At 73.9% G+C, this 12,288-nt stretch carries 11 protein-coding genes; 8 read left to right on the top strand and 3 right to left on the bottom strand.

Features of this window, described 5'->3' with window-relative positions; all coding sequences use genetic code 11:
- Nucleotides 1–1,512: ABC transporter ATP-binding protein (locus CCN42_RS05540; protein ID WP_086733360.1), on the top strand; the 1,512-nt coding region annotated here is incomplete at its 5' end.
- A gap of 772 nt (nt 1,513–2,284) precedes the next feature.
- On the opposite strand, the gene CCN42_RS05535 is transcribed toward CCN42_RS05540, so the two are convergent.
- Nucleotides 2,285–2,722 carry a MarR family transcriptional regulator gene (locus CCN42_RS05535; protein ID WP_086733358.1) on the bottom strand — a complete coding sequence of 146 codons (438 nt, stop codon included), beginning with the start codon at nt 2,720–2,722 and terminating at the stop codon, nt 2,285–2,287.
- A 168-nt stretch (nt 2,723–2,890) separates the two neighbouring features.
- On the opposite strand from CCN42_RS05535, the gene CCN42_RS05530 reads away from it, so the two are divergent.
- The 7 genes from CCN42_RS05530 (at nt 2,891) to CCN42_RS05500 (ending at nt 10,062) form a co-directional block, all read left to right on the top strand.
- Nucleotides 2,891–4,084, top strand: a complete 1,194-nt coding sequence (locus CCN42_RS05530) for a PP2C family protein-serine/threonine phosphatase (RefSeq protein ID WP_211294635.1) — start codon at nt 2,891–2,893, stop codon at nt 4,082–4,084.
- A 182-nt stretch (nt 4,085–4,266) separates the two neighbouring features.
- Nucleotides 4,267–5,166 carry an STAS domain-containing protein gene (locus tag CCN42_RS05525; RefSeq protein WP_086733353.1) on the top strand — a complete coding sequence of 300 codons (900 nt, stop codon included), beginning with the start codon at nt 4,267–4,269 and terminating at the stop codon, nt 5,164–5,166.
- The gene (locus CCN42_RS05520) at nt 5,163–5,582 is read left to right on the top strand and encodes an STAS domain-containing protein (protein WP_086733351.1); all 420 of its coding nucleotides are present in this window, start codon (nt 5,163–5,165) and stop codon (nt 5,580–5,582) included. The genes CCN42_RS05525 and CCN42_RS05520 overlap by 4 nt, the downstream gene beginning before the upstream one ends.
- Nucleotides 5,579–6,052: an anti-sigma regulatory factor gene (locus tag CCN42_RS05515; RefSeq protein ID WP_245877163.1), complete on the top strand. Its 474-nt coding sequence runs from the start codon at nt 5,579–5,581 to the stop codon at nt 6,050–6,052. Before CCN42_RS05520 ends, CCN42_RS05515 begins: the two co-directional genes overlap by 4 nt.
- Complete coding sequence (locus CCN42_RS05510) at nt 6,049–7,107, top strand: ATP-binding SpoIIE family protein phosphatase (protein WP_086733363.1); 1,059 nt, start codon at nt 6,049–6,051, stop codon at nt 7,105–7,107. The genes CCN42_RS05515 and CCN42_RS05510 overlap by 4 nt, the downstream gene beginning before the upstream one ends.
- Nucleotides 7,094–8,818 (top strand): PP2C family protein-serine/threonine phosphatase, encoded by a 1,725-nt coding sequence (locus CCN42_RS05505; protein WP_086733347.1) that lies wholly within the window; start codon nt 7,094–7,096, stop codon nt 8,816–8,818. Before CCN42_RS05510 ends, CCN42_RS05505 begins: the two co-directional genes overlap by 14 nt.
- 32 nt (nt 8,819–8,850) lie before the next feature.
- Complete coding sequence (locus tag CCN42_RS05500; RefSeq protein WP_086733345.1) at nt 8,851–10,062, top strand: PP2C family protein-serine/threonine phosphatase; 1,212 nt, start codon at nt 8,851–8,853, stop codon at nt 10,060–10,062.
- A 4-nt stretch (nt 10,063–10,066) separates the two neighbouring features.
- Here the strand turns inward: CCN42_RS05500 and CCN42_RS05495 are convergent, their stop codons facing one another.
- The gene (locus tag CCN42_RS05495) at nt 10,067–10,576 is read right to left on the bottom strand and encodes a MarR family winged helix-turn-helix transcriptional regulator (protein WP_086733362.1); all 510 of its coding nucleotides are present in this window, start codon (nt 10,574–10,576) and stop codon (nt 10,067–10,069) included.
- A gap of 196 nt (nt 10,577–10,772) precedes the next feature.
- Nucleotides 10,773–12,288, bottom strand: a 1,516-nt coding sequence (locus tag CCN42_RS05490) for a UDP-N-acetylglucosamine 1-carboxyvinyltransferase (protein ID WP_211294634.1), incomplete at its 5' end; no start/stop codon positions are given.

The following is a 12,288-nucleotide window of genomic DNA, read 5'->3' as shown; positions in this document are numbered from 1 at the left end:
GTCCAGGTAGGCGGTCTCACCGTCACCGCCCCCGACGGCCGCCTGCTCCTGGAGGGCGTCGAACTCGCGCTGCGCCCCGGCCGGGTCACCGCCCTCACCGGTCCGTCCGGTTCCGGGAAGACCACCCTGCTGCGCGCGGTGACGGGCCTGCTGCCCCCGGGCACCCGGCGCACCGCGGGCCGGGTCGAGGTGCTCGGCCAGGATGTCTTCGCCGTCTCCGAGAAGGAACTGCGCGCCCTGCGCAGCACCCGCCTCGCCTACGTCGGCCAGGACCCCGGGTCCGGCCTGAACCCGCGGATGCGGGTGCGCACCCTGGTCCGCGAACTCGCCGCCGACCGCGCCGCCGACACCGTGCCGGCCCTGCTCGCCGAGGTCCGCCTCCCCGACGACGGCCGGCTCGCCGCCCGCCGCCCCGCCGCCCTCTCCGGCGGCCAGCAGCGCCGGGTCGCGCTCGCCCGGGCCCTCGCGCGCCGCCCCGACGTACTGCTCCTGGACGAGCCGACCGCCGGACTGCACCCCGAACTCCGTGAGGAGATCGGCGATCTGCTGCGCCTTCTGGCGGCCGAGCACCGGCTGGCCGTCTGTCTGTCCTGCCACGACCCGGAGCTGGTCGAGCGGATCGCCGACGACGTGGTGGAACTGGGCGGCCGTCTGCCCGCGCCGCGCGTCGTGCGGGCCGCCGCGCGGCGCGCCCCGGACCGCGCCGGCCCTCCCGTCCTCGAAGCCCGGGACCTGCGCGTCACCTTCGGCCGGGGGCGCGGCGCGGCCACCGCCCTGGACGGGGTCGGCCTGAGCGTCGCCCCCGGTGGGGCCACGGGCCTCGTCGGCGCGTCCGGATCCGGCAAGACCACCCTGGTCCGCGCGGTCGTGGGCCTGCAGAGGGTCACCTCCGGCACCGTGTGGCTGGACGGCCGCCCGCTCGGCACCGGCCCGCGCGGCCGGGCCCGGGAACAGCGCCGCCGGGTCCAGCTGGTCACCCAGAACCCGCTGGGCGCCCTCAACCCCAGCCGCACCGTCGGCGCCGCGATCGGCCGCCCGCTGCGGCTGCACCGCCGCTGCCCACGGGCGGAGACACCGGGGCGGGTGGCGGACCTGCTCGAACAGGTGGGCCTGCCGCCCGCGTTCGCCGACCGCTATCCGCACGAGCTCTCCGGCGGCCAGCGCCAGCGGGTCGCCATCGCCCGCGCGCTGGCCGCGGATCCCGACGTGCTGATCTGCGACGAGGTCACCTCCGCGCTGGACATCGCCACCGCCGCGGCGATCATGGACCTCCTCGCCCGGCTCCGCGAGGAGCGCGGCACCGCGCTCGTCCTCATCAGCCACGACCTTGCGCTCATCACCGAGCGCACGGACACGGTGACGGTGCTCGACGGGGGCCGGGTGGCCGAATCGGGTCCGACGGCGGACGTGTTCACCGCTCCCGGGCACCCGGCGACCCGGGCCCTGCTGGGTGCCGATGTCGGCGGTGAGGACGAGGAACGTGTTGCGCTTCGAGCAACTGATCTCCGTTAAAGAGTAGAACCGGCCGCCCGGAAGAGCGTGCGTGCCACAGTCATCGCCGCTGGCGGATGACGGTGTGCCCTGCTTCGACGATCGCGGGGCGGGCGCGAGTCCGCCCCGCGAAATGCCGGTGCATACGGGGGTCGGTGCGCCCGGGGAGGCGCCGGGTTCTTCCGGATGAGGTCCAGGAGTCCAGGGAAGCGGGCGTCGAGATCCGGAACGGCTGCCGCTCGAACGGCCCGTGGACTTCGTCCCGGGCCTTCCTGGCGTGCCTGTCCTCACGCGATGACCGTCCGCCGGACGGCGCAGCCGAGCCACGGCAACCTGCCGGCCTCCATGACCCCTACGGCCTGTCTGAAATCTCCGCCTGCCCCGCCCCCGGGCGGACGACGGGAATCGTCAGGCAGGCCCTGACCGCAGCGACCGGGCCCCGCCGGCCGCGCGACCTCTCATGCCCTCGTCCCCGCCGGCGTCCCGCGCACCGCCTTCCCCGGCCCGAACCCTCCCCAGGACCCTGGACGACCGCCCGGCAAAAAGCCCATTTCGCCACCTGGGTTCAGAGACCTTCACCACACGTGCACAGGTGGCGGCGGCTCGGGGTACACGGGTCCCGAGAAGTTCCCTCGGGGGAACAGTTGCCGTTTGACAACTGTAGCCGTGAGGCAACAAAGTGAGCCGTGTCGGACGTGTGCGGGGAAGGATCTGGGATGTCCCGGTGGGAGCAGGCCGCTCCGTGCGCCGCCCGGCCGGTCCGGGCGAACAAGGGTCCGCGGTCAGCCGCCGCTCAGGCGGTCCGGCTGCCGGACTCCGGCGCGTCGGCGTCGTGTATCCGGAGCGCCGCCGCGTCGCAGAAAGCCTCCAGCCCCTCCAGCAACGCGGTCCGCTTGGCGGCCGGCATGAGGGCCAGCACCGCCTGCAGTTCCTCCTCCCTGCGCGCGCGCAGGTCGCCGAGGAAGGCGCGGCCCCGCCCGCTGAGGTGCAGCCGGAGTTCCCGCCGGTCGGCGGGGCTCGCCACCCGCTCGATGAATCCGGCGGCCTGGAGCCGGTCGCACAGGCGGCTGGTCGACGGGGGCGTGGAGGCGAGCGAGTCGGCGAGGGTGCGCAGATTGATGCCGTCGTGGTGCTCGAGGATGAGCAGCACGCGCAGCTGGGACGCCGAGGCCGGCGCGGTCGAGGCCCGGCCCCAGAGCACTTCCAGCAGCTCCGCGGCCGTGGAGGTCACACGAGCGACCTCGTCGGGCTGTGGGCGGGGGCGGAAGGCAGTCACTGTCACACTCTCGCAGACACCGGGACGGCCGCCAGCGTACTAGGCAGCAAGGCCGGCCGCAGATGCCCTGGTCGACCGGCACGGCTACGTCGAACGGCCTGCTCCCCCGAGCGAGGCCCACACATGTCCGGCGTGAGGATTGGTGTTTCTTCCATCGTGAACAGATATGTGACCGCTGAGCGCGCCCTGCGTACGGCGGCACCCCACGAGTTGCTCGACGCTGTCCGCCGCGTACTGGTCGAGCAGTACGCGGCGGAGTCCGTCGAGCTGTTCATGGCCGACTACGGCCTGACGGTGCTCCAGCCGGTGTCCGTCCTGCCGCACACCATGGAACCGGTGTCGGTGCACAACAGCCCCGAGGGCCGCGCCTTCGGGGCCCAGGAGCCGTTCGCGGAGGTCCTGCCGGACGGCAGGGCGCGGGTGCACCTGCCCGTCACCGTGCGCGGCGACCGGCTCGGAGTGCTCTCGGTGACGCTGGCCGGCAGCGCGGAGGCGCACAAGTGCCAGGCCGAGCTGGCCGATGTCGCCGAGGTGCTCGGCCACGAGGTGGTCGTCGCCGAGCGGGACACCGACATCTACCTCCAGGCCCGCCGCAAGGACCGGCTCACCCTGGCCGCCGAGATGCAGTGGCAGTTGCTGCCCGGCCGCTCCTGCGTCCGCCCGGAGTACGAGCTCGGCGCCCAGCTCGAACCCGCCTACGCCATCTTCGGCGACAACTTCGACTGGTCCGCGACGGCCGACCACCTCATGCTCTACGTCACCAACGGCATGGGCGAGGGCATAGAGGCGTCCCTGCTGACCAACCTGGCCATCAACGCGCTGCGCAACGCCCGCCGGGCCGGCATTCCCCTCGCGGACCAGGCGGCCCTCGCCGACCAGGCGGTCTACGCCCACTACCGGGGGCGTCGCTATCTGTCGATGCTGATGTTCGACTTCGAGATCGCCACCGGCCGGGCCCGGGTGGTGGACGCGGGCTCCCCGCAGATGTTCCGGCTGCGCGACGGCACGGTCGAGCGGATCTCCTTCGAGGCCCAGCTGCCGCTCGGCATGTTCGAGGAGACCGACTACGTGGCCCAGGAGTTCCGGGCCGAGCCCGGCGACCGGCTGATCTTCGTCAGCGACGGGGTGTACGCCGTGGCCTCCCCGCGGGGCGAGACGTACGGCGACGCGGCCCTGGCCCGGGCCATCCAGTCCACCCGGCTGCTGTCCGCGGCCGAGGTGCCGCGCGCCATCCTGCGGGAGCTCACCGGCCACCGCGGCCGAGCGGTCCCGGACGACGACGCGCTGGTGGTCTGCCTGGACTGGCACGGCCGCTGACCAGGACCGCGCTCGTACGCCGTGGCCGCGGAAGCGGCTCCTCCGCGACGAGCGCAAAGGTCCGTCCATGACATCGGCCGCCTGTTGTTTGCGCTTCACCCCCGCCGCTAATGTTTGTCATACGGCAATGATCGGCTGGGGTCAGCCGCCGGGCGGCCGCAGAGCCTGTACTGAGGGAGACGATGCGGGTGTCGGAGCACGACGCGGCCCACGAGGCGGCGGCCCAACGAGTAACCGATTTCCTCCGACGGCGCCGTGAGCAGATCGCCCAGCGCTGGGCCGACGCACCGCTGTTCCGCACGGTCTTCACCGTCTCCCGCGACGAGGCGGTGGAGGCCTGCAAGGCCGTGGTGGACGCCCTGGCGGAGGTGGCGGCCGACGGGCGGCTGGAGGACATCTCGGCGCCCGGATTCGCCGCCGTCCGCGACCAGCTGGGGCGGACGGCCGCCTCCCGGGCCCGCACCGGCTCCAGCCCGGCCCAGATCGCCGACGAGGTCGCCGGCCTGCGCGCACCCGTCACCGAGCTGCTGCGCGGCGAGTTCGCCGACCCGTCGGCGCCGGAGGCGCACGAGGCGGTGCTGACGCTGGCCGTCCTCATGGGCACCCTGCGCCTGGTCGTGATGGAGACGGCGCTCGACGCCGGCGAGGAACTGATCGAGCGTCAGCGGCTGCAGCTGATGGAAGTGGCCACGCCGGTCATCCAGCTGTGGGACGGCATCGTCGCCGTACCGCTGATCGGCACGCTGGACAGCGCCCGCAGCCAGGTGGTCATGGAGAGCCTGCTGGAGGCCATCGTCGACCAGCGCGCCGAGTACGCCATCCTCGACATCACCGGCGTGCCCACGGTCGATTCGCTCGTCGCCCAGCACCTGATGAAGACGGTGGCCGCCGCCCGTCTGATGGGCGCGGAGTGCATCGTCTCCGGCATCCGTCCCGCGATCGCGCAGACCATCGTGCACCTCGGCATCGACCTGGGTTCGGTCGTCACCCGCGCCGGTCTCGCCGACGCGCTGGCGTACGCGCTCGGCCGGCAGGGCATCGTGGTCCCGGGCCGCCCGGCCGCCGGAGCGAGCCGGTCATGACCGTCCCGTCGCCGGGCCCGCCGAGCCCCGTACCGGTGCTGGCGCTGGGAGACATCCTGCTGGTCACCCTCCCGGGCGAACTGCACGACGCGACGGCGGAGCAGCTCCAGCAGGACATCACCGAGCGCATCGCCCGCAGCGGCGCCACCGGTGTCGTGATCGACATCTCCGGGGTCGACATCGTCGACTCGTACCTCGGGCGGGTGCTCGCCGAGATCGCCAGGACCGCCGCGCTCCTGGCGGCCCGCACGGTGCTGGCCGGGATGCGGCCGGCCGTGGCGATCACGCTGGTCGAGCTGGGGCTCACCCTCACCGGGCTGACCACCGCGCTCGACGTCGACCGGGCGATGCGCCTGCTCTCCGACCCGGTCGTGGAACGCCCGGAGGCCGTGGACCGTACGGAGGGGAGCCCATGATGGAGGTTCTGCCCCGCCGCCCGGCCCCGATCGCCCTGCCGATCGGCTCGGACGCCGATCTCGCCCGGGTCCGGCAGCACGTACGACTGGTGGCGACCGAGCTGGGATTCGGACTGGTGCAGCAGACCAAACTGGTCACCGCCGCCAGTGAGCTGGCCCGCAACACCCTCGTCCACGGGGGCGGCGGACAGGCCGAGATCACACCGCTGGAGGAGGGCCACCGCACCGGACTGCGGCTGTCCTTCGTCGACCAGGGTCCCGGCATCCGCGACGTGGCGCTGGCCATGACCGACGGCTACTCCACCGGCGGCGGTCTCGGCCTCGGCCTGAGCGGAGCCGAGCGGCTGGTGCACGAGTTCGCCATCGAGACCGGGCCCGGCCGGGGCACCACCGTCACCGCGGTGGCGTGGGTGACCGGCGTGCCCGCCCCCCGCTCGGGGGCGGGCCCGCGTCGACCGGGGGCGCGATGAACAGGGCGTGGGACGTTCCGGTGCACGACTCCACCCGGGTACGGGACGTCCGGGTGGCGGCCGAGACCGCCTGCCGGGAAGCCCGGCTCGGCCCGCACCGCACCGCGATCGCCGCCCTCGTCGCCACCGAGCTGGCGACCAACCTGCTCAAGCACGCCGGCGGCGGCCGCGTCGTGATCAACCTCGTGGAGCGTCCCGCCGCGAACGGCACGGCCCGCACCCCGGCGGTGCAGCTCGTCGCCCTCGACCACGGCCCCGGCATCGCCGATGTGGCCGCCGCCCGGCGGGACGGGTTCACCACCACCCCCTCGTCGCTAGGCGCGGGTCTCGGCACCTGCCTGCGTATATCCAACGCCTTCGATCTGCACAGCGTGCGCGGCCGGGGGACCCTCGCCCTGGCCCGCATCGACCCCGAGCCCGCCCCATGGCCGGCGGCACCCCGGGTCGGCGGCATCAACATCCCCCTGGCCCCGGCCGAACTCTCCGGCGACGTCTGGACGTGGGCACGCTCCGGCCCGTTGCTGACCCTGATGCTGGCCGACGGCCTCGGTCACGGCCCCAAGGCCGCCGAGGCGTCCGCCGCCGCCGTCGAGGAGCTGCACCGCACGGCCCAGCTGCCGCCCGCCGACATCCTCCGCCGGCTGGACACGGCACTGCGGCCGACCCGGGGTGCCGCCGTCGCCGTCGCCCAACTGGACACCGACGCCCGCGAGCTGCGGTTCGCCGGAGTCGGCAACGCCGGGTCCCGACTGCGCACGGTCGACGGCTGGCAGGCCCTGGTCTCCCACCCCGGCATCGTCGGCGCCGCCTTCCCCGCCACCGTGCCCGTCCAGCGGCTGCCGTGGACCGCGGACAGCCTGCTCGTGCTGCACAGCGACGGCCTGCCCAGCCGCTGGACGCCTCCCGACGACCCGTACCTGCTCACCCGTGACCCCGCGCTGATCGCCGCGGCCGTCCTCCGGGACGCCAGCAGCGCCGCCAGCCCCGCACGCGACGACACCAGCGTGGCCGTACTGGCCCCCGAGTGCCGGACCGAGGCCCATGACCACCCGTGACATCTGGACGATCCGCTCCACGCCCGACGCGGCCCGCGTCCGCGCCCTCCTGACGCGGCTCACCGCGGACGCCGACGTGCCCGCCGTCGAACGCGCTCGCTTCCTCACCGACTTCACCACGCGGCTGCGGCAGTGCCTGGACACCGGAGGCGCGGACGTCCTCCTCGACGTGCCGGACACGGCCGTTCCCGGCGCCGACCCCGACGGCCGGATGCGGATCGTCGTACGTCCGCACGGCCGGCCCGCCTGGCGGTACACGATGCCCTGCCGCGCACCCGTGCCGCCGCCCCGCACCGGCCCGGCGGACCTGACCGCACAGGACCTCGCCGACGCCCTCCTTGCCGAGGACGAGCACACCGCCACCCTCGTGGACCGCCTGACCGAGCAGGAGGACCTCGTCCGGCTGCACCGCGAGGAACTCCACCACACCAACCAGGGCGTGCTCGCCCTGCACGCCGAACTCGAGACCGCCGCGGAGGCCCAGCACGAGCTGCTCGACGCCGAACGGGCCGCCCGCGCCGACGCGGAGAAGGCACGCCGCCTGCTGACCTTCCTCGCCGACGCCAGCGCCGCCGTGACCGCCTCCCTCGACCTCGACGACATCCGGCGCCGCCTCCCCGAGCTGCTGGTCCCCGACTTCGCCGAACAGGCCGACATCTGGCTCTTCGACGACGAGGACGCGCTCCGCGGAGGCGACCGCCCGGCCGCCGCCGTGACCGCCGCCCGCAGCGGACGGCCCCAGCACGCCGCTCCCCACCCCGGCGGGCTCCCCGGTGTCGACGACCTGCCGCCCTCCGTGCTCTCCCCGGACCGCCCGCTGCTCTGCATCCCGCTCACCGCACCCCGGCTGCTGGGCGTGCTGACACTGACCGCGCCCGGCCGCCGCTTCGACCCCGACACCGCCGTCATGCTGATGGAACTGGCCGGACGGTGGGCCGTCGCCCTGGACCACGCCCGCCGCTACGAGCAGCACCGCGACGTCGCCGAGGCCCTCCAGCGGGCCCAGCTCACCGAACTGCCCACCACCGACGGCCTGCGGCTGGCCGCCCGCTACCTGCCGGCCACCCACGGCCTCAACATCGGCGGCGACTGGTACGACGCCTTCGTCCAGCCCGACGGCAGCGTGCTCGCGGTGATAGGGGACGTCACCGGGCACGGCCTGAACGCGGCCGTCATGATGGGCCAGCTGCGCACCGCGCTGCGCGCCTACGCGGTCGAGGACGACAGCCCCGCACGCATCCTCACCCGGCTGCACCGCATGCTCCGCCACCTGCAGCCCTCCCTGTACGCGACCGCCCTCGTCGCCCGCTTCCGCCCCGGCGACCCCACCCTGGTGTGGGCCGCGGCGGGACATCCCCCCGCGGTGGTGCGCGCCCCCGACGCGACGGTGCGGGTCCTCGACGCCAAACCCGGGATCATGCTGGGCGTCCCGGTGCCCTTCACGTACGAGGACCACACGCTCCCGCTCCCGCCCGGCTCGACCGTCGCCCTGTACACCGACGGCCTGGTCGAACGGCGCGCCCACGGCATCGACCCCGGCATCGAGCGCCTGGGCCAGGCCATGGCCGCGCTGAGCAGCGCGGACCTGGAGAACCTGGACGCCTCCGCCGACGCCCTGCTCAAGCCCCTGCTGCACGACTCCGAACGCGACGACGACGTCTGCCTGCTGCTCTGCCGCAGCCTCCCGGATCCCGCCGGGACGGCCCCCTAGCCGCGATACCGTGGAGGCCACAAGAGGAGAGGGTGGACGCCGTGAACGCCTCTGAACCGGTCCCGTCGGCGGAGAGCCGGCTGCGCGCGGCACCGCCCCACGCACTGGTCGCCACCGCGGCCCGGCTGCTCGCCGAGCGGGCCGGAGCCCGGGACGTCACCCTCCTCCTCGCCGACTACGGCCTGACCGTCCTGCAACCGGTCACCCACCTCCCGCACACGGGCGATCCGGTCCCCGCCCGCGAGGGCCCGGCCGGTACCGCCTTCACCGCCCAGTCCCCGGTCGTCGAGGTCACCACCGACCCGGCGACCGGCGTGGTCCATCTGCCCATCACCGTCCGCGGCGACCGCCTCGGCGTCCTCGCCGTCCGCCTCCCCGCGGACCGGATCGAGCCGTCCCTGGTCCTCCAGCTCGGCGAGTTCGCCACCGCACTGGGCCACGAGGTCGCCACCGCCGGCCGGGACACCGACCTCTACCTCCGGGCCCGCCGCACCCGGCGCCTCACCCTCGCCGCCGAGATGCAGTGGCAGCTGCTGCCGGGCCGTGGCTGCGCCCGCGCCGAGTACGTCATCGGCGCCCACCTGGAACCCGCCTACGCCATCGGCGGCGACAACTTCGACTGGTCCACCGGCGTCGACGACCTCACGCTCACCGTCACCGACGGCATGGGCCAGGGCATCGACGCCTCCCTGCTCACCAGCCTCGCCGTCGGCGCCCTGCGCAACGCGCGCCGCGCCGGCATCTCCCTGGCCGACCAGGCCTGCCTCGCCGACCAGGCGCTCTTCGCCCACTACGGCGGCACCGCGTACGCCTCCACCCTCCTGCTCCGCTTCGACCTGGACACCGGCACGGTGCACGCCGTGGACGCGGGCTCCCCGCAGCTGTTCCGCCAGCGCGGCACCGCGGTCGAACGGATCGGGCTGGAGGCGCAGTTGCCGCTGGGCATGTTCGAGGAGACGCCCTACGAGGAGCAGGCCTTCCACGTCGAACCCGGCGACCGTCTGATCGTGGTCAGCACCGGAGTCCACGGCACCCGCTCGGCGACCGGCGACATCTTCGGCGAACGCGCCCTGCGGCAGGTCCTGGGCGCCACGGGCGGGACGCCCCCGCACGAGACGGCCCGCGCCGTCGTCGCCGGGCTGATCGAGCACTTCGGCGGCACGGACCTCGCGGCCGACGCCGCGGTGGTCTGCCTGGACTGGACCGGCCGGGCGGCCGACTCGGCGCCGGCCGCAGTGGCCTGACGGCTCAGGTCCCCTCGGGGGCCTGCCCGGCCGCCGGTGACGGGGCGTCCCGGGTGGCCAGGAAGGCCCGCATGCCCCGCCTGAGCGCCTCCCGGTCGACCGGCTCCATCGTGGCCAGCGCGGCGGCGAGCGCCTGCGCCCGCCGCCCGGCGACGTCCTGGAGCACCCGCCGCCCGTGCACGGTGAGGCTGAGCCGCACCTCGCGCCGCCTGCGCGGGTGCAGCGTCCGCTCCAGCAGTCCGGCGGCCTCCAGCCGGTCGCACAGCCGGCTGGCCGTGGGCAGTCCTATGTCGAGCTGCTCCGCCAGCCCGGTGAGGTTCAGGTCGGGCGCCCCCTCCAGGACCCGCAGCGCCCGCAACTGGTGCAGCGACAGCCGCAACGCCGCCTCCTGAGCCGCCGTCGCCCAGAGGTTGGCCAGGGTCTCCACGGCATCGGCGACCTCCAGCGCGACGGCCTCCGGGCCGTCGCCGGTTCCCTTCGCATGGTCGCCGCCGGGGCCGCCGAGACGGGTCACGAACACATCACTTTCAGTAAACTCCGGGCACGTCGGCTGTCACCCTCATTCAATCGCTGTACCCGAGGAGACGGGAGGCAACCAGCCCGGCCGAAGAGACCCCGGGCGGCGGCGCGGCACCGTCGTCGAAGACACCGCCGGACCCCTCCCGGACCCGCGGCGGGGCGGGCCGGCAGGGGTCCGGCGTCCCGGGTCCTCAGATGTCCCGGAAGATCTCGATCTGCGCGCCGATCGAGTTCAGCCGCTCGGCGAGGTCTTCGTAACCCCGGTTGATGACGTACACGTTGCGCAGCACGGACGTCCCCTCGGCCGCCATCATCGCGAGCAGGACGACCACCGCGGGCCGCAGGGCCGGCGGGCACATCATCTCGGCGGCGCGCCAGCGGGTCGGGCCCTCGACCAGGACCCGGTGGGGGTCGAGGAGTTGGAGGCGGCCGCCGAGGCGGTTGAGGTCGGTGAGGTAGATGGCGCGGTTGTCGTAGACCCAGTCGTGGATCAGTGTCTTGCCCTGCGCGGTGGCCGCGATGGCCGCGAAGAACGGAACGTTGTCGATGTTCAGGCCGGGGAACGGCATGGGGTGGATCTTGTCGATGGGCGCCTCCAGCTTGGAGGGGCGCACGGTCAGGTCCACCAGGCGGGTGCGGCCGTTGTCGGCGAAGTACTCCGGTGTGCGGTCGTGGTCGAGGCCCATCTCCTCCAGGACCGCCAGCTCGATCTCCAGGAACTCGATGGGCACGCGGCGCACCGTCAGTTCGGATTCCGTGACCACCGCGGCGGCGAGCAGGCTCATCGCCTCGACCGGGTCCTCGGAGGGGGAGTAGTCGACGTCCGCGTCGATCCGCGGCATGCCGTGCACGGTGAGCGTGGTGGTGCCGATGCCCTCCACCTTCACGCCCAGCGCCTCCAGGAAGAAGCACAGGTCCTGGACCATGTAGTTGGAGGAGGCGTTGCGGATGACCGTGACGCCGTCGTGCCGGGCGGCGGCGAGCAGCGCGTTCTCGGTCACGGTGTCGCCGCGTTCGGTCAGCACGATCGGGCGGTCGGGGCTCACGCCCCGGTCCACCACGGCGTGGTACTGGCCCTCGGTCGCGGCGATGTCCAGGCCGAACCGGCGCAGCGCGATCATGTGCGGCTCGATGGTCCGGGTGCCGAGGTCGCAGCCGCCGGCGTAGGGCAGCTTGAAGCGGTCCATGCGGTGCAGCAGCGGGCCGAGGAACATGATGATCGAGCGGGTGCGGCGGGCCGCCTCCGCGTCGATGGAGTCCAGGTCGAGGTCGGCCGGCGGGACGATCTCCAGGTCGACGCCGTTGTTGATCCAGCGGGTGCGGACGCCGATGGAGTTCAGTACCTCCAGCAGGCGGTACACCTCTTCGATGCGGGCGACCCGGCGCAGCACCGTGCGCCCCTGGTTGAGCAGCGAGGCGCACAGCAGGGCCACGCACGCGTTCTTGCTGGTCTTCACATCGATGGCGCCGGACAGCCGGCGGCCGCCCACCACCCTGAGGTGCATCGGGCCCGCGTAGCCCAGGGAGACGATTTCGCTGTCCAGGGCTTCACCGATCCGGGCGATCATCTCAAGGCTGATGTTCTGGTTGCCGCGCTCGATGCGGTTCACGGCGCTCTGGGAGGTGGCGAGCGCCTCGGCAAGCTGCGACTGGGTCCAGCCACGGTGCTGCCGGGCGTCACGGATGAGCTTGCCGATGCGTACGAGG

The sequence above is a fragment of the Streptomyces glaucescens genome, assembly GCF_002154375.1.
In the GTDB taxonomy this organism is placed as follows: Bacteria; Actinomycetota; Actinomycetes; order Streptomycetales; family Streptomycetaceae; genus Streptomyces; species Streptomyces glaucescens.
Note: the sequence above shows the minus strand (reverse complement) of the source record. Positions and strands in the feature narration are given on the sequence as shown.

What these genes read in the sequence shown, in the direction of transcription:
- CCN42_RS05530 (WP_211294635.1), top strand. Translation starts at nt 2,891, where the DNA reads ATGTCCGGCGTGAGGATTGGTGTTTCTTCCATCGTGAACAGATATGTG.
- CCN42_RS05525 (WP_086733353.1), top strand. Translation starts at nt 4,267, where the DNA reads ATGCGGGTGTCGGAGCACGACGCGGCCCACGAGGCGGCGGCCCAACGA.
- CCN42_RS05515 (WP_245877163.1), top strand. Translation starts at nt 5,579, where the DNA reads ATGATGGAGGTTCTGCCCCGCCGCCCGGCCCCGATCGCCCTGCCGATC.
- CCN42_RS05520 (WP_086733351.1), top strand. Translation starts at nt 5,163, where the DNA reads ATGACCGTCCCGTCGCCGGGCCCGCCGAGCCCCGTACCGGTGCTGGCG.
- CCN42_RS05505 (WP_086733347.1), top strand. Translation starts at nt 7,094, where the DNA reads ATGACCACCCGTGACATCTGGACGATCCGCTCCACGCCCGACGCGGCC.
- CCN42_RS05510 (WP_086733363.1), top strand. Translation starts at nt 6,049, where the DNA reads ATGAACAGGGCGTGGGACGTTCCGGTGCACGACTCCACCCGGGTACGG.